The organism is Peribacillus sp. JNUCC 23, assembly GCF_053653995.1.
The window spans coordinates 4,363,982-4,383,369 of the sequence record NZ_CM132202.1; the positions used below are offsets into that span (position 1 = coordinate 4,363,982).

Annotated in this window: 9 protein-coding genes and 1 pseudogene; 2 read left to right on the forward strand and 8 right to left on the reverse strand. The window is 38.5% G+C overall.

Translation table 11 applies throughout. From position 1 onward, the window contains the following. Positions 1-19: 19 nt before the first annotated feature. The 5 genes and pseudogenes from JNUCC23_RS20905 to JNUCC23_RS20925 form a co-directional block, all read right to left on the reverse strand. Positions 20-1,365: pseudogene (locus JNUCC23_RS20905) on the reverse strand (GntP family permease). Between the two features lie 33 nt (positions 1,366-1,398). Next, a complete protein-coding gene (locus tag JNUCC23_RS20910) occupies positions 1,399-2,595 on the reverse strand; it encodes an iron-containing alcohol dehydrogenase (protein ID WP_454213383.1) in 1,197 nt (398 codons plus the stop codon). 151 nt (positions 2,596-2,746) lie between these two features. Next, positions 2,747-4,543 carry a sigma 54-interacting transcriptional regulator gene (locus tag JNUCC23_RS20915; protein WP_454216162.1) on the reverse strand — a complete coding sequence of 599 codons (1,797 nt, stop codon included), beginning with the start codon at positions 4,541-4,543 and terminating at the stop codon, positions 2,747-2,749. 284 nt (positions 4,544-4,827) lie between these two features. After that, complete coding sequence (locus JNUCC23_RS20920; protein WP_454213385.1) at positions 4,828-6,105, reverse strand: S-layer homology domain-containing protein; 1,278 nt, start codon at positions 6,103-6,105, stop codon at positions 4,828-4,830. Positions 6,106-6,441: 336 nt separating this feature from the next. Beyond that, positions 6,442-9,243 (reverse strand): carboxypeptidase regulatory-like domain-containing protein, encoded by a 2,802-nt coding sequence (locus tag JNUCC23_RS20925; protein WP_454213387.1) that lies wholly within the window; start codon positions 9,241-9,243, stop codon positions 6,442-6,444. A gap of 877 nt (positions 9,244-10,120) precedes the next feature. Here JNUCC23_RS20925 and JNUCC23_RS20930 point away from each other — a divergent pair. Further along, on the forward strand, positions 10,121-10,366 hold the full coding sequence (locus JNUCC23_RS20930; RefSeq protein ID WP_454216164.1) for a nuclease-related domain-containing protein: 246 nt from the start codon (positions 10,121-10,123) through the stop codon (positions 10,364-10,366). Between the two features lie 288 nt (positions 10,367-10,654). Beyond that, positions 10,655-10,981, forward strand: coding sequence for a hypothetical protein (locus JNUCC23_RS20935; RefSeq protein ID WP_454213389.1), 327 nt, complete (start codon positions 10,655-10,657; stop codon positions 10,979-10,981). 120 nt (positions 10,982-11,101) lie between these two features. Here JNUCC23_RS20935 and JNUCC23_RS20940 read toward each other — a convergent pair whose 3' ends face one another. The 3 genes from JNUCC23_RS20940 to JNUCC23_RS20950 all read right to left on the reverse strand — a co-directional run bounded on the left by JNUCC23_RS20940 (position 11,102) and on the right by JNUCC23_RS20950 (position 19,180). Continuing rightward, positions 11,102-15,625 (reverse strand): endonuclease, encoded by a 4,524-nt coding sequence (locus JNUCC23_RS20940; RefSeq protein ID WP_454213391.1) that lies wholly within the window; start codon positions 15,623-15,625, stop codon positions 11,102-11,104. 672 nt (positions 15,626-16,297) lie between these two features. Further along, a complete protein-coding gene (locus JNUCC23_RS20945; RefSeq protein WP_454213393.1) occupies positions 16,298-17,284 on the reverse strand; it encodes an SH3 domain-containing protein in 987 nt (328 codons plus the stop codon). Between the two features lie 222 nt (positions 17,285-17,506). Then, positions 17,507-19,180: an S-layer homology domain-containing protein gene (locus JNUCC23_RS20950; RefSeq protein WP_454213395.1), complete on the reverse strand. Its 1,674-nt coding sequence runs from the start codon at positions 19,178-19,180 to the stop codon at positions 17,507-17,509. Positions 19,181-19,388: the final 208 nt, after the last annotated feature.

Here is a 19,388-nt window from a genome sequence, read left to right on the forward strand (position 1 = left end):
TCTCAAATTTAGAATTCTATTAAAAAATGGAATAAAGGATAACCGCCAGCAATAATACAGCCGTTGGCAAAACGACACTTAGCAGAAAAATCGGTCCATATGAGCGCTTATGTGTTTCGCCACATATCGCTCGGATTGTTGTAACAACATACCCATTATGTGGCAGTGAATCCAATCCACCAGATGCTAGCGCAGAAATTCTGTGCATCGCTCCTGGGTCCAGACCCTGCGCCATATAGATTGGGGACAAAATGGGTAAGGCAATCCCAAGGCCGCCTGAAGCCGAACCGGTAATACCACAAATCATTGTTACTCCAATTGCTAATCCCAGTAAAGGAGGACCAGGGATATTCACGAGCGTATCAATAACCGTATCAAAAGCGGCTACATGTGCCGCAACACTGCCAAACCCAACAACGGCACATGTATTCGCCGCTGCTACTAGCGCATCCTGGGCTCCTTTTGCTAGAGCTTCCCAGAAATCTTTTAAAAACTTGATCATTAAAATACAAGCCAAAAGAATTCCGCTTGCAAGGGAAATTAATGCAGCCCCTGTTGATGAAGTAAAGTTGGCAACGGTATTCAACATCACAATCACCAGGACCAAAGGTAAGACAGCGAAAATAATATGGGGGTATGTATTTGCTTCTGGCTTTGGTTTTGGCTCTGATTCTACTGCAAGACCTGCCGCTGTTTCACCTTCCGTTTTCGAAGAATCACTATTCGGCAATGAAAAAGTCTCGCCATTTTGAACGGCTTTCTTCACCATTCTGCCTAGCATCCACCCACCAACGATCATAATAAGTAATGCCATTAAGACGCCGATTATGCCTCCTGCAGTCGGTTTTGTGCCAAAAAATTCAGTCGGGATTAAATTTTGAATTTCAGGTGAACCTGGTGCTGTCATCGTAAAAGAGATCGAACCAAATACTAAAGCAACCGGTATAAAGCGATGCTGTAAATTCGATACTCTAAATAACGAAACGGCGATCGGATAAACAGCAAAACCGACAACAAACAGGCTCACACCACCAAACGTCATAATGGCAGCTGCCGCAACGACAGCAAATACCGCACGAGAGGGACTTAGGGTATTCTTTACCCAGTTCGCTATACTATCAGCCGCTTTCGTTGCTTGCATGATTTTTCCGAATATCGCTCCTAGTAAAAAAATTAAAAACCAAGAGGCAAAGTATCCTGTAAATCCTGTCATATAATGTTCTGTCATGGCGGTTTCTAAATTTAGGCGCCTGTTACCGCCACTAATACGGAGCTGATAATAGCAGCAATAATAATATTGATGCCTCTCATTGTTAAATTGATTAATAGCCCGAGTGAAGCAATCAATCCAATCATCCCGATCATACTAATTCCCCCTTTTCCCAGCCCTTACATTCGTCACTGTACCTTCTCTTCCGTCGCAAACTGATACCGATAGCAAGTGTGATACAGCTCTGTTAACTCTTGTTCGGTTGGTACTCTTGGGTTATTAGCCGGGCTACCGCTCGCAATCGCGTCCTTTGTCATTTTCTGAACGGCCTGATTAAACGCTCCTTCATCAATTCCCCATTGTTTGAGATTTGGGATGTTTAACGTGAGGCAAAGTGCCTTGACAGACCTTATCGCAACTTCAGCAGCCTCTTCATTGGAAAGGTTTTCATTTTTATCATGAAAAATTCTTCCCAAATCCGCCAGCCTCTCGATACAAGCTTCCTTGCTGAATTCCAATACGGCTGGCAATAGCATCGCATTTGAATATCCATGAGGAACATGGAACAACGCTCCAATTGGTCTTGACATGCCATGAACTAAACAAACGGAAGCATTCGAGAAAGCGATTCCTGCTTGTAGGGCTCCTAATGACATCGCTTCACGGGCATCAATGTTCTCGCCATCATTGTATGCGTTTTCAATATTTTCCACAATCCATTTCATCGCCGACAATGCCATCATGTCTGTCATCGGATGTGACTGCTTGGACAAATAGGCCTCAATTGCATGACTTAAAGCATCCACACCTGTTGCAGCTGTTATATGTGGTGGAGATGATACGGACAGCAGCGGATCGACAATCGCGACTAAAGGCATAAAGGCCGGCTGCTTAATCATCATTTTTACATCATCCGTCGTGTTTGTAATAACGGTAACATCTGTCGCTTCTGAACCGGTTCCAGCGGTCGTAGGAATGGAAATATGCGGAATTGGCGCATGATCCGCTATTTTTCTGCCCCCCATATATTCACCAATATAGCCGCCATTCGTTGCAAGTACGGCAATCGCTTTGGCTGTATCGATACAGCTTCCACCACCGAGGGAAATGATCAGATCACATGACTCTTTTTCAAAAACCTCAAGTGATTCTGACACATATTGATCAGTAGGCTCTGAAGCTACGCCGAGGTAAATGGCATGTTCAACTCCAGAATCTTCGAGATACTGACAACATTGACGGACATATCCGATGCCCTCCATTACCTGATCGCTGATAACAAGCGCTTTCTTACCTCGTAATGCCGCTTCCTCGCCCACTTTCTCGACAGATTGTCTTCCATAAATCATCGTTTGTGGCGTTCTAAATATTGCAAATCCCTCCACTTGAACCCCTCCTTTTGTTGTTATACATAGATACTATGCAAGAAGTATGCCAAGTTTTGAAATGCAGTATATCAGCAATGAACAATCTGTTTGTGTAGGCATAACACGACACGTGTAGATTATATGTAGTGATACCGCTACATATCATCGATTATTGGATCTGATACTTTTTTAATTTCTGATAAAGAGTCGTCCGATGAATGCCTAAGAGCTTGGCTGCCTTTGCCCTGTTCCCACCAGTTTCTTTTAAAATCTGAAGGATCAGCTCTTTTTCCTTTTCATCCCCTATTTTCTTAGCTTCTTGAATGAAGGACGGTTGATTAGGGATTGTCAGTACCCTTTCAGATGTAAGGCCATAGTCTTTTATTTTCATAGATTCAGGCAGATGATAAATTTCAATGGTTGATCCGTCCATAAGAGTAACTAATCGTTCAATCGTATTAACCAGTTCACGGATATTTCCCTTCCATTCGTATTGAATAAAGCAAGAAACAGCTTCTGCAGTAAAGGTTTTGATAGGCGTATGATAGGTTTCACACACTTTTTTTACATAGTAGGAAAGCAGAATCGGAATGTCTTTTTTTCGCTCTCGAAGTGGTGGAATATGGAGTTGGATAATATCGAGTCGGTAATAGAGATCTTCGCGAAATTCTCCTCGCTTTACCATGTCTTTAAGATTTCGGTTTGTCGCTGCAATAATTCTTGCCTCTATTTGATATTTCTTTACCCCACCGACTCGTTCTGCTTCTTTTTCCTGAAGGACACGCAGCAATTTTGTCTGCATAATTAACGGCATCTCGCCAATCTCGTCCAAAAAAAGGGTTCCATTATGAGCCAGCTCGAACTTCCCTGGCTTGCCTCCCTTTTTAGCCCCGGTAAATGCTCCTTCTTCATAGCCGAATAACTCGGACTCAAACAATGCCTCTGGAATCGCCCCACAATTGACACTAATAAACGGACCTTTTGCAAAAGGACTTAAATGGTGGATACTTTTCGCGAACATCTCTTTCCCTGTACCGCTCTCCCCGGTAATCAATACAGACGCAGCTGTTCTCGCTGCTCTACGGGCTACACGTTTGACATCCGTGATTTCCTCGCTCACCCCTAAAATCTGGTCCAGCGTCATTCGGCTGTCTTCTTCCAATTTCAAGGTCAACGGTCGGTCTACTACATGTTCAGCCATATGACTCTTTTGTAAGGATTCGTAAATTTTATATACTTCTGTAACACCCTCAAAGATCAGCATCCCGATTGCTCCAGCGACCTTGCCTTCTTTCCAAATGGGAATTCGGTGAACGACCATATCCTGTCCTTGAATATTTTGAATCACCCCTCTCTCAGGAATCCCGGTTTTGACTGTTACGTGAAGATTGGTATTATCAATCACTTCTGTAACGTGACGGCCGATAGCATCCTTTCTCTCAATTCCTGTGAAGCGACTATATGCGTCGTTAAATTCTAATAAAGTCCCATATTCATCAACGACAGCGATCCCCTCATAGGCACTCTCTAAAATAACCGACAAAACATCGGCTGTATTTTCTCTCTGTTCTAGCTTATGAATGAACTTGGAGATGCCATCCATCATATCTCTTAGTGTTAAAATGCCCACCACTTTTTCTTGATCATCCACAACTACCAACTGATCATGAGGCAACGTATAAACATGTAAAATGGATTCGTTTGGACGGACTGTTGCAAAATTCCGTTGTGTGATACTACTAATCAATGCTTCACCATGATTTCCTTGAGTAAAATGAGAAAGCAATTTTCTTACCGTCAACATGCCAACCAGCTTCTCCTTTTCATCGACAACTGGTAAAACATCCACCCGAAGCTTAACGATCATCTCACTCGCCTCTTTAAATGTCTGACCCAATCGAATACAAGTAGGATTCGGCGTCATCCAATTTTTCACTTGGAGAAACTCTTCAACGTTTTTATGCATCAATAATTTAATAGACACAGGACCCCTCCCCAACTACAGAATTGCAAAGCTTTTAAATAATTAGCTAGATACAAAGAGCATACCCTCTACCATTTATGGAGTAAAGGATTCAGTTATCAAAGTTCCCATATTTTTGGATGACGTCTGCTCATTCCTTTGGACAAAAGAAAAGCCCTGCAGATTTCCTCCACAGAACTTAATATATAGATTCATATTTCATGTAAATTCAAACGAAAGTCATAAAATCTTCTCATTCTATGAGTCTGACAATCCACCAATCAAAGTTATTTATTAGCCATCATTGCTTGAACTCTTATTAGGACAACAGCAAACTGAGCTCGAGTTGTTGAATTATTCACGCCAAAGTTACCATTATTATGACCCATCATAATCTTATTAGTTGTTACCGCATCGATATACGATGTTGCCCAGTAAGATGTAGTGATATCCTTATAAGAAGGAAGTGAGCCGTCACCCTTTAGTTGGAACGTAATAGCTATAACCTTGGCCATTTGTGCACGAGTTAACGGGGCATTCGGGTTAAAATTATTAGCTTTTGTAAAAATTCCTGCTTCTGTAAGTTTTGCAATGGCCATATAAGCAGGATGATTTTCTGGTACATCCTTGAATCCAGGGTTAGCAGGGATTGATTTAGTCATTGGAATGCTGTTATATAAGAGGCCTGCCACCTCTGCTCTTGTAATCGCTTTTTCAGGATAGATATTTCCTTTTTCATCTACATTGAATAACTTGTTTTCCAAGAGCAGGTTCAATTCCTTTTCAGCCCAATGCCCTTTAGGTAGGTCGTTTGCCGTTATCTTAGCTTTTGTCATTGTTTCTATTAAAACATCACTCATTAATTTATAACCTTCTCGGTTCGGGTGAATATTCGACGGGTTTGGAAGAAATCTCTTTGTATCGTCACCAAATTTATCATAGATGGACACAAATGTAGCACCTTGAGAGGTTGCTAATTGGATTGTTTGATTAAGCGTTTTTGTCAATTCAATAAGTTGAGGCTTTTGCTCATCAGAAAGGTATGGGAAAGGAAAATAATAACCCATGACATAAACAGATGCATTTGGATTAAGTTGTTTGATCGTTTGTAGAATCATTGTGTAGTTCTTAGCAAGGGTTCCAAGAGTAGACTTTACAACAGCTGGATCCATGATGAGGATATTTTTCTCTGGGTCTATCTTTGCAATTTTCAATAAGTCATTGGCACCAGCAGAAATCGTAATAATATTGGATTGTTTAATAGCTTCTCTTAAATCAGATTTGGTTGCTAAATCATCCAATACATCCTGCGTTCTGTCACCAGAAACAGCAAATTCTTTTGAATACGAACCTAACATATTTTTCATCTTAAAGTATTCAGCAGCTATATCGGAATATCCATTACTGATCCCATTCTCAGGCGTCACACCTGCCGCTAACGAATCCCCTAATGATAAATAACGGATTGGTTCAACACCAATTGCTGATACAGATGGGGTGACCAATCCCAATAGTAAAACAAAAACCAATGCCAAGCTCCATGTACACTTTTTTAAACTTTTCATCAACTTACTCCCACTCCCATTTTCATCTTGTATTCTCGTATATGTAAACCTAGGTCTTCATTTTATATGTAAATCAACTACTTGTAAATTAAGAATTTTTATAATTTTCAATATATTTAACCCAACTATAATTCCACTTAAACCTTATCTTGAATCTACTATTGCGATGGACATGATCAAAGAGGATGACCCTGATTCTAGGTAAATATTAAATTACCTTTGTTTTTTATAAGGATGTGATTCCCCATAAACTATATGAAAAAAAGAGGTAGATAACCATATGAATGGCCCTCTACCTCTCCTTCATTTTCTAGATATCACAATGTGCACATCACATTATTGAAGTGGAGACAATTGAATGACAGGAACTGTAAGATCTTTTCCTGCAACTGTTAGTTCACGTGCAGCAACTACATTGCCATTGTGATAAACAGCTAGTGTATATTTACCATCCACTAATGCTAATTCTGCAGTTCCATTAGTTGTTGTGAATACATCTTTCATTGAACCGTCTTCGTTGAATACAACTACATAAGCACCATCAACGTTTGCATTTGATTTATCCACTACACGGAAATTAACTTTACTTTGTGCAGCTACTTCATCTACTACGATGACAAGCTTACCAGCTTCACCTGTTGCTAGAGTTGCAGTCGTTTTTACATCAACAAACTTATCAGAAGCAACGTCTACTGTAAGGTTATATGTTCCGGCAGATAGGTTTTTGATTGTTACCGAATCTGTTGTACTTGAAGCTTCTTCCCAAACACCGTATTCTGGAGATGTCGGATCCACATAAGCGTCAGTTAAATCAAATCCTTTACTTGCAACATTCACGGGTTGTCCTTTACTATCTACTACACTAATTTTTAGAGAAGCATTTCCACCTGAAGTTAGGTTATAGTTGGCTTTCGTTAAGTTTTTCCCTGCTTCAATCGTTTGAGTCGTTTTCAATGTTTCAATTCCAGCTCCGCGTACAACTACATCGTACGTTCCAGCTTTTAGACCTGATAAGCTATAAGATCCTGTAACAGTAACTGTAGCGTTCGCAACTTCTTCACCGTCTTGGTCATAATAAGTAACTGTTGCATTTTTTGCCGCAGAAAGAGACCCACTTAAACGAGCAAATCCTGAAACGTTACCAGTTGTTACAACTTTTTCTAATGATAGAATAGTATCTGTGTTTTGATTTTTAGAAATCGCTACTTTAGAAGCTAAAGAATTCTCAATGAAAGTATCTGCTGAAGCACTTACAGTATAATCACCTGCTGGAATTCCAGTAAATGAGTACTCTCCAGATGCATCAGTTGTTACAGTAGCAACAATGTTGCCAGAAGCGTTCACTAATTTTACCTCAGAACCTTTAATTCCTATTGTACCATCGTTCACTACCCCGCTTAATGCTCCTGCAGGCATAGCTCTTCCTTCAAACGTTTCATTACCATCAACGGTAATAGCAAACTCCTTTGCCACTACATAATCTCCAGAAAGTTTTACCGTATAAGAGCCAGGTGCAATTCGATCGAATGAGAAAGCTAATGCTGCATCATTGTTTCCTTCTACTCCAGCAACTGTTTTTGTTGCAATTACTGTTTTTCCACTTAATAATTCTAATGTGTATTCTGCTGTATCAGCATCAGTTGCATTTGCTCCAAATACATCACTTAATGATTCAGTACCGATAGTTGCTGCAATTGTGTTTCCTTTTTCAAGTTTTACATTATGAGTAGCATTTGTTCCTTCTACTACATTAAACTCTGTATAAGAAACAGCAGAAGAAGCATGGTCAACTACTACATTATACGTACCACCTACTAATTTAACACCAGCTACACTGTAAAGCCCATTTGCATCTGTTTTATCTGAACCAACTTTTACTCCATTCACATCATAAATGGAAACATTTGCATTCTTCATTTTAGCTCCAGATGCATCCGTAACAGTCCCAGCAATATCCATCGCTGCAATTGCATCAAGTTTGATTCCTTTTAATGTATTGACTACTTTTTGATCATCTAAAGTAATAGTTTGAACAAAATCTTTAAATCCAACTTTACTTACAGTTTGGCGGTATTCTGTACCTAGGATTAAGTCTGGGTCAGCATCACTTTGTCCAATACTGTAAGCTCCCAATTTCGTTGAAGCTGATGCTACTGCTTCCCAAGTACCTGTTTTATCATTATATTTTTCAACAGTTACTGAAGCTTTATCAACTGCAGCTCCTGTTTCACTATCAATGACCATACCAGAAACTTCAATTTTAGAAGTATCAATTTTTGCATCTACGATATCTTTGTTAAAAGTAGATACTTGTTCTTCTAAAACTTTAACGTCTGATGCTGTAACTGTTTCAAACCCTTTTGCTTGGATCGTAACTTTTTGTGTACCAGGTTGAACGTTTAGTAGTTTATAGTAACCCTTCGCGTTCGTGATAGCTGTTTTCCCCCCCACAGTTACTTTCGCACCCACTACAGGAACACCTGCGTCAAAAACGAATCCAGCAACACCTGAAGAAATAGTCTCAGCATTTTCAATTGCACGGATCATGAATGAAGCAAATTGAGCACGATTAATATTGTTTAATGGGTTAAATTGAGCTACGTTTGTAATTCCATTTTCAGAAAGAATGTTAATGTTTTCACGGTGAACTTCCCAAGCTGTAGCGTTATCTGTCACAGCTGAAGTTTTGTCAGCAAGATCTTCTAATCCGAATAAACGAACTAGCACAGACGCCATTTCTTGACGAGTAATGCTTTTGTATGGATTGAAGGCACCGTTTGAGCCATTGAAGACACCAGCTGCACGAACAACTAGAGCTGATTCAGCAAGCTCAGCATTTTCTTTAGCAGATACGTCTGTGAATTGTTTAGTTCCAGTCGTATCAACATCTCCAAGGTAGCGAGCAATGATGATCGCTACTTGACCACGAGTGATATCATTGTAAGGCATAAACATGCCGTCTTTTCCTTTGATTAATCCAAGTTTTACTGCCTTTTCAATATTAGATGCATGAGTGTCGTTTGCATCTACATCCGGGAATGTACTTGATGCACTTGCCGCTGGTGCAACAGCAGATGCTACCAATGCAACAGATGCTGCACCAGTCAAAAATTTACGTAAATTAGAATTCTTACTCATTATGTAGTTCCCCCTATATATAAATACTAAATTAGTAATTGGTAGTAAAAGTATGGATATAATGAACCTTATTTACCTTTACTTACAAAATTTATACTAACACGTATATTAATTTTATTAATAGAGGATAAACATGGTATAAATGAGCAGGATTCCCCAAAATAGAATTAATTCATATTTTTTTACCTATTTATTTATCAAAATGGTAATAAAAAACTATTGAACCACAACTTACTAGACCCTTTCTAGAAAGAAGGCACTTTTCAAAGCATTGTGACTAGCAGATGACCCTCTTCACATTAATATCTATAAACCTCTGATGATCACTTTTTTTTAAAAGGGGATAGCCCTAATTCCTTAATAAGATATAGAGCTTCGATAATGAAAAGGAAGAGAGCTGTACAACTACAACTATTATCTCTATGAATCTTTCGACAAACTTTGTGAGAGGTGGCTTCTCAATTGGCTCTTTTTTGTTCATATATGTTTTGAAGTCGTGAGAGTAATATAGTGGAGTTCTTTGTGAATTCCCGCTATAATCTGCAGGATATTTGAAGGAATGTGGAGAAAGTATACTTATAGTACGTGTTCGAAAAGGATAAAAAGTGCTGAGAAGTTCGAGAAGCGATAGTCTCTAACCTTTCGCGTATGCAATAATACGTGAGGACCGGACTTGCACAGGACGTGCGCGATTTTAACAGAAAATCATTAACGAGTGACAAAAAAATTCGACAGCTATTTTTACCAGACTATTTGAACAACCCCTTATACTTAAAAAAGAGCATCGTATATGATAGTTAGGCAACGGACTATACCAATCTACCTTCGGAAACTACAAGCATTGAATAGGCGTTTACCATTGGATCATCCAAAAAGAATGGAGGTACAAACTGAAATTTCCAAAAATCAAGCTGGGTTTAATGGAAAGCAGTCTCTAGATTATCACTTAAGTTTTATTTCAAGTACCGACCACCTTATCCTTCATAATTTAAGAATATTAGGCGAAAAGTATTACTTCCAAATTGACGCCCTCATTCTTACCACTCGTTTCTTCTTGATTATCGACGCAAAAGATTACTCAGGTACACTATATTTTGATTCTACCCATAACCAACTAATATGAACACTTAAAGATGGGAAAGAAGATACCTTCCCTAACCCAATACCTCAAGTTGAAAGACAACAACTCCAAGTGTAACTTTGGCTTGAAAGGAACAAGTTTCAAGCCATTCCAATTGAAACTATTGTGGCGATTACTAACCCGTACACCCTCATAAAGACAACCCCGAATGATTCGCTAACAACGAAAACCGTCATGCATAGTATCCATATCCCAAGTAAAGTAGATCATTTAAGTAATAAATATCAACAAGTAATTTTTACGAATAAAGATCTCCGCAGGATATCTCGTTTGCTTATTAAACATGATGAACCATACGATCCTAATATTCTTGATCGGTTTGGTATCCATGCTTACTCTCTCGATAAGGGCTGTCATTGTCCCCAATGTTCTACACTGCCAATGAATCGATTTCACGGAAAGTGGGTTTGTATGAATTGCTCTTATTCATCTAAAGATGCACATATTCCCGCTTTAAAGGATTATGCCCTTCTCATTCATCCTACAATTACGAATCAAGCACTCCACGACTTCCTTAGTCTCCCATCCACATCCATCGCTTCCAAGCTACTCGTTGCCATGAATCTCTCTCATTACGGAACTACGAAAGGGCGGTGACCTATTGTTTGATGAGGAATAGTTCGGTACAGGGTGTTTCGATTAATTATTCACTGATTCAGATTAATTATCAAAAGTTTCAGATTTAACGGCAAAAAACTCTGCAGGAAATCTGCAGAGTCAGCTTGCTTTTTCTAGATTAGATTGAGCACTACCCCAAATTTCTTCCGCCCATTCTGGGTGGTCGACGAATGGATTGCGGTTGTGCTGCCATTTTTCATAAATTACGTCGTTTCGGTGTTTTTCGAAGTCATCGACTGGATCAAGTTCGTTCCATTCCAGTAGTGTTGAAAGCTTGCCGTGCAAAGGCTTTGGATAAGTATTGACAGTATCTGATAGCTCTAAGTCAAGCTCTCCATTCCCTTCATAACGAACAGCCATGTAAAAGAGCATACGTGCAATGTCACCTTTCACGTTGTTTGGTGGTTCCCATGAGTCTGAGTCGTAAAAGCAATCGCATCCTGAGTATTTTGCTCCACCATTGTCGAAATCAAGATGACCTCTCGCGCTATTTACTTGTACATCTGCCGGACGAAGGTGGTGCACGTCTGTCCCTGGTCCTTTGCTTGTTCCGAAGTTGCCATGTGATTTGGCCCAAACATGTTCCCGATTCCATTGTCCCACATTGCCGCCATTTGCAGTTTTTGAAATGGACTTTCCGGAATATAGCAAGATCACATTGTTTGGATTATTCGGATCCTGGTCTGTGTCTTTTAAAGCATCCCATACTTGAGTATAAGATAGTTGCGTATGACCTTTAATAATATGATGTAAAGTCGTTTTTAATTCTGAACCTGTTTTACCTGCTGCATTTTGATAATATGGTTCAATTGTCTGTACACTTGATACGGTCAGAGAAAACCGAGTTGTCACTTCTGTTTGATGATCCGTTGCTTTAACTGCAACAAGATAAGTTCCAGCTTCATTTGTCGGAAGCGTTAAGATGGACCCATCAACTGTACCAATGCTGGATGAAAAAGTTAGAGGATCTCCATCAGGATCCACAAAATGCTCATGTAAATCGATGGCAACCTTTGAACCTACTTGTACTTCAATATTTCCGAAGTTTTTAGAGACAATTGGCGCCTTATTTACTTTAGGAGCGAAAGGCGAAGAAATTTCTTCGCCTTTCGAATTGTAAAACTTAATGCTATTTGCATCAACGCCCTCTTTTACTGTCCATTTTTGAACGTTTTGGGCACCTATTATTTCTTTTACTTTGCTATTTTCAATGATTACTTCTTTTACTTCCGCTCCACTAAAATCAACAAAGATATCGTTTACCTTTGAGCTAATTGTTACAGTTGCATTCTTTAATCCTGCCCCTTGTAAAGTAGCTGAATTCTTAAGCTGAATTCCATCTTTAACAATTGCATCAGCTTCTACATGAACTAGGGAGTCTTCTGTGTCGACTATTAGTTTCTTCGTTTTAGAACCAACAATATTGTAAATCTTTTGTACAGTCTCTTTCCCTTTTAAGTCCGTTTGGATTAATACTGGGTCGTGATCACTTGCTCGTCCATGCTGTTCCATAAAGGATGAGTTAATGTGAACAATATCGACTTCTGTATAAGCTGCCATATTATTGGAGACAAGGATATGATCGAGTACTTGTGAGTTACCTTGATATGTGTATGAATAACGATTCTTGAACGGTACTTTATCAATCATATTTGTTAACTCGTCACCTTTTAACGTGTTAAGTGGTGCCGAGAATTCAAAGTCATTGAAATCGCCAAGTAAAACGACATTTGCTTTTGGATCTTGAGCTTTGATGTCTTTTACAAAATTATTGACGATAGCTGCAATTTTCATTCTTTGTACTTCACTTGATAGGACAGGTGGTTGATTTTTACCAAATAAAGGTTGGTCGCCACCTTTAGAGTTAAAATGGTTTGCGACAACGATGACTTCTCTGCCTTGGAATTTAAATTGGGCTGCTAATGGTTTTCTGCTTGATTGGAAAGCTTCATTCGTCGGATCAATGCGACCTGGATTTAATGTAAGATTCCCCTTCTTAAACGCCACAGCTTCAGTCGCATTTCCTGGTTTTTCAGACGTTAGTTTTACCCGATCTGGATTATATAAGAAGCCAACACGGATGTTCCCACCTGGTGCACCACCATCTTTTTTATCAATAGGCGCCACATCAATATATTGATACTTTGGCCCACCAAGTGCTTTAATTTTGTCGGTTAAAATTTTAGCACTTTCATTCGCATTCGTTATTCCACTATCTGTTTCGCCATCATTATCTTGCATTTCAGTTAATCCGATAATATCAGGCTCTTTTAGGTTCGTAATAATTGATTCTGCTATTTTTTGCACTTTTGAATCAGGCGTTTTTGTTGAAAAATTCTCGACATTATATGAAGCAATGGATAGTTTCTTATGGTCCTTTTTCAATGAAGTCACTTCACGTGCCGTTTTTCCGTCCACTAAGGCCGGTAACTGATCTTTGTTCGTTAAAATTTTATAGTTGCTAAAGCCATAGCTAACCACACCGGTAACCGATCCATTGAAAGAATCACCTGTTTTGACAGCATAGTCTTTATCATTGATTAAAAGATGCATTCTTTCAGGGTTCGCATCCGTTTCTGTATATTTTAATCCACCAGCTGACGTGTTTGTCGGTAGATTGCCCGGGATCACGACAAGTTCACCATATTGTTGAGGTGCTACAATTTTCGGATTTTCAATTTCTACGAGCATTCCTTCTAAACTTTCGTAAAAATCGATTCCATCCACTTCTGGGTTAAATACGGACAGACCGTCGCTATCAATTTTTTCTGTCGGCAGAATCCGGTCTTTTCCAATCACGACTGACTTTGGTAAAGCTTGTCCACTTGCAATGGTCGTAATGGAAGATGCATTAATTTCCGTAACGGATAAATCCGTTGTTGCTCTATCCGCATATCCTGCAAGAACAAATTCCTTTACTTGACCGCTAACTTTAACGACATCGCCTACTTTTAGCTGATGTGCCTTTTTATAAACTAAAATCCCTTCAGATGTTCGATCATCGTTATCAGGCTGCTGGTCTTGCATGTAGAAATTATTAGCATCTACAACATAGGTAATAATCCCTTCAATATCTGTTACATTTTGATCTTTATAAGGTGAATCGTGTTCTGCACCTTGAATGTCATGGATTCGCGTTTGACCTTTTTGAATCGTATAAGTAAAAGTAGATACAGGACTCTGTACCCCATTTTTACTAACAAAAGCTTTAATGGTTACATCTTTCGTTACAATAATGGGTTCATTGTACAGTTTGCTGTTTGTAGTTGGTTCTTGGCCATCCGTTGTGTAAAAAACGCTTGCGCCTATTGTTGCTGTAGATAAGGTAATCGCGTCGCCTGACTTTACAAATCCTTCACCTGGAGTTGCGAAAGCCGGTTGAACAGCATTTTCATCCTGGACAATATCCGCTGCATTTCTTGGGATCAGCTGATACGTGCCTTTAAAAGAACCAAGTACACCGGTAATGGAATCATATGTTTTACCGACAGAAAGTAGCGCTGCATCTTGAGGACGAATTACAAAGCTTGTCCCCTTTTCATCTTTTGCCGTAAAGTTCCCCGCACTAACTGAATTAACTGTTACATGATTAAGGGATAAAAGCATACCTTCTCTGTCTTCTTGTAATTGATCTGCATATAGTACTCTAGCGGTCGGTACATTTGCTTTCCCAAGTACAGTTATATCATTCTTAGAGACTTCTAATTCTAATAGTGTTTGATATTCTATCAATTTGCCACTTACACTTAATTGGTCACCGACTTCAACAGGAAGATCTGGCCCATAGAGTACAATTCCGGCTGTTTCGTCTTGGATGTACACAGTTGTGTTCACTGCACCTGTAAATACAGCAGTTACAATACCAGAGGTCTGTGCGGAATTTCCAACCGGTAAAGCTTTTACTTCTTTAATAGTTTTTGAAGATGAGATTTTGTATTCAAATGTTGCAATTTCACTATTTTCAAGACCTTCAGCAATTGCAATCGCTTTAATAACCGTGTCTTGATCAATGGAGATAGTACTTTCATACTTTGTACTAGATGGAGTCGGCTCGGATCCGTCCGTTGTATAGTAGATCGCTGCTGATGGAGTACTAGTAGATAAGCTAACCTTCGTCCCAGCCGCTACATCCCCAGAGGATATACTAGCTTCTACAGCAGAAACTTGAGATGGATTTTCTTCATTTCCCTCAACAAATTCCATAGCAGTTGGAGACTTTAGCCCAGGCAAACTGTTGTATGTAGCCAAAGTTCCTGTAATTTTTACCTTTTCCCCTAGATTACTAGGGTTTGAGTTCAAGCCGAATGAAGCACGATATGCTGCTGGAAGCTGAACTGAAATGACTTTATCGATGCTTGTTTCATCAAGACTGTCTGCTACAACAAAATTGTAATCATCTCTAAATTTACTAGGATCACTCGTAATTGATTTACTTCCCATCGTATATCCGACAATATAACCTTGAACCGTTGCAATTCCTGTATTATTTGCAATCGCTTCTGCCACTGTAATAGATTCAGCTGCTTCTGCCTTACGTCCAATTGTTGGAACAAACATACTAATGATTAATGCGAAAACTAACATAAGTGTAAATAGTTGTTTTAAGCCCATCTGTTGTTTCATTTTATCCGCTCCAGCTTATTATTTTTTCCATATCGAAAGAATACATCTTCTGCATCAATTATGCTTTTGGATTTTACATACTCCCTCCTTCCCAACTATGACCCTTTCGACCACAACATCTAAATCTGTAAGTATGACATCGGTATACACTTAACGGCTTTCTATTCGCGTTGAATGTGGCCTCCCCATCAGTAGAGACACTTTATATTTATTTCCCCACGAAAAATATATCATCACTATGTAAACAGAGTATTAACTTTTGTTAAATTGAGGAAATATCACCATATTATATGATAAATATTAATTCAATATAGGAGGAAAGTCGGAGGTTGGTGGAACTTTTCAGAGTTTGGTGCAATTTTTTATTTATCTCCATTAATTTGAATAATTTCTCCCAATCTAGTTGTCTTCATTGTACTCCCACACAGAAAAATCAAAAAATTTAGTAGTGTGAACTGCAGAGTTAGCCTCCTTTTTCTATTTTAGTCCCACACTACACATAATCACTTAGTTGCGGTATTGTTCAGAATTACCAACTAGGCCAAAATCATTCTAGTAGTCTACTTAGCTTAAAAACACAACAAAAAAACAGCATAGATTGATCCATGCTGTGATCTGATATATTGGAAAGCACCAACGATATATCAGAAGTTTAGAATAACTCATTTTCTATTATTGAATTTTTGTCCAAGTAATTCCAGATGTTTTAAAAGAAAAGTCGTCCGCTCCAATCTCAACATAGGTAGTACCGGATGGAATGTCATTCACAATAATATCGTCCAGTTCTCCAGATACACTGCTCGAAACTTCCCAATACCCATCACTACCAGTACCTTTGTATATGCCTGGGAGAATATCTACTCCGACAAGGTAGGTGCCATCTTTAAAGGTAGATTTAATAGAATGATTGTGGTTAAGTGGATTAAACTTTACGAAAGTTCCTCCCTGGAACATGAAGCCTATATCGGTTGACTTGATTTCAACATACGATTGACCGCTTGGAGCATCATTCGCAATAATGTCATTTAAGGAGCCACTCAAGCCACTTTGACGTTCCCAGTAATTCACTCCGCCTGTTGAAAAGTAAAGTCCTGGCTGTATTTGTTTACCTACTAAATATTGACCAGACTTAAATGTTGGCGTACTGACTGTTGGAGCCGATTGAGTAACTACTTTCAAATAATTGGCTGGCACATATCCTACTTTATTGTTAAAACGAATCTCAGCCCATCCTCCTGGCTTGATTGCATGAATAAAAGTGGCATCGCCTCTCTTTAATGAGCCAAGCGATACAGCTTTAGGGCTAGGATAATTGCGAACCAAAAGTGTAGATGCATTCACGGTTGCTTTTTGAATAGATTTTGGACTGGTTACTGTAGGGGCTACGTTCTTTAAATAACCAGCTGGGACATAGCCTTTTTTGCCGTTATAACGGATTTCTGCCCATCCACCAGGCTTTGTTGCGTGTATGTATAACACCTGCCCCCGTGTGACCTGTCCCAAGTTTTTAGCTTTCGGACTAGGATATTCTCGAACGATAAGTGATGATGCATTTACCGTTGTTTTTGGTAATGTTGTCGCAGCGACAGTTTTTATCGATGAAAGTGACAACGACAGTGTCAAGATTATCAAAACTATGATACTTAATATTTTTTTCATTCCAATTCCTCCTCTATTTTTTACAAAGATACCAATAAATTGTAAACCCTTTTCCATTTTCGGTCAATTACCAATCATATCCAATTACACACATTCTGGATAACCTATGATACCCACCACTTCTCTAAATTCACTGCTTGAAATTACGCACTTCTCATCACATAATGAAAAATAGCCATGAAAGTGTGACCTGACATCCATGACTATATTCATAGTATTTAATTAATTCCTAAATTCCTCACTTAAGATCCGTGTGAAAAATGCAGAAAACTGTGCTCTTGTTACAGAATTATTTGGTTTGAATGTGTTATCGCTATAAATATTAGTAATATTGTTAGCTGCCAAAGCTTGAACATACTTCAATGTAGTTGGATTGCTTACATCAGTAATTTTTCCATTGTAAGTACCTGTTAAGTTATACGCTTCTACTAAAGCCATTGCCATATCCCCTCGAGTTAAGGCACTATTGGGATTAAAATTCGTTGTTTTCGGGAAAATACCCGCATTCGTTACGGCTGCAATTTCCTTATAAGCATGGAATGAAGTAGGAACATCTTTATAACCAGGATTAGATACATTCTTAAGGTTCAAATTCAGCGCTCTGCTAATCATGATTGCTGCTTGTGCTTTCGTAACATTGTTATTTGGTCTAAATGTATTGTTAGTGTTATATCCTGTTATGATCCCTTTGTTATAAAGATAAGTAATTTCATTGTGAGCCCAGTGATCAACATTTAAATCATTGAATTTTCGTGATGATAATACAAAAGAATATGGAACTTTCCTAGCTTCACTATAATTACTGATACTAATATAATAGGTTCCACTAGATACACCAAATTGATTCGTTGTAATTCCGGATACAAAAGAACCATATTCTGTACCAAAGTCCATTATTTCTTTGCCTTTTTGATCGTAGACCCTCACATACCAAGATGAATCCGTTAAATTAGGAAGACTTAATGAAAGATAACTATTTTTGTCTACTCTAACAGCATAATAGTCTGTATCATTTGATGAACTTAGTACCCCTTGGTATTTATAATTCAACTGAATAGCGCTTGCTTCTTGAATTGAATTATTTGACTCTTTTTCAAAAAAACTACTTTGATCAAATCGAATGTCTAGCAAATAAGGAACTTTTCTAGCCTCGCTGTAGTTGCTAACACTTAGATAATAAGAACCAGCTTGGAGCCCAATTTGGTCTGTTGTATTGCCTATTGCAAACTGACCATATTTTGTAGAAAAATCATTAAGTTCCTTACCTTTACTATCGTATATTCTAATGTACCAAGATGAATCAACCCGGTTTGGCAAGCTAATTAAAATATTCCCCGGCTTATCTAACTTAAAGGCATAATAATCATTGTCATTCGATGAACTTAATACACCTTGATACTGATTGTTAAGAACAATAGAAGTTGCACTTGGTATATCATCGTTGCGTTCTTGTTCATACAAGCTACTTTCTACAAATTGTAGGTTAAAAGAATACGGGACTTTGTATGCATTAGAATAATTACTGATTATAACCGTATATGTTCCAGCAGGTAATCCTATTTGATCTGTTGTGCTTCCTGTTGCAAACTGACCGTATTGCGTAGAGAAATCATTAAGTTCCTCACCCTTACTATTGTATATACGAACATACCATGAAGACTCTGTAGAGTTTGGCATACTAATTTTAATATTACCTGGCTTATTAACTGTAAAGTTGTAATAGTCATTATCATAATAGTCAGATAGGGTACCAAAGTATTTCTGATTTACCGTAATGGGTGTCGCTTGCTGAACTGTATCATTTGGTTCGATTTCATAATTGGACGCAGCAAGGACATGCCCTCCTCCAATCACCGCATTCATAAAAACAAAGAAAAATATTACCTTTTTAAACATTTTCTCCCTCCTAGTCATTAATATTTTCACAATGACTATTATACTATTAAAAAGGATATATATGTTATCATATTTCATATTTTTGGTGTTGTTGGATACATAATCCAACACTTTATATATATTGTCCCTCTAGAAGCTCTTCTATTAAGATAGCATTCGATAAATTCCTTATCATTTCTTTAACTGCATATCCTAAATAAACACCCTG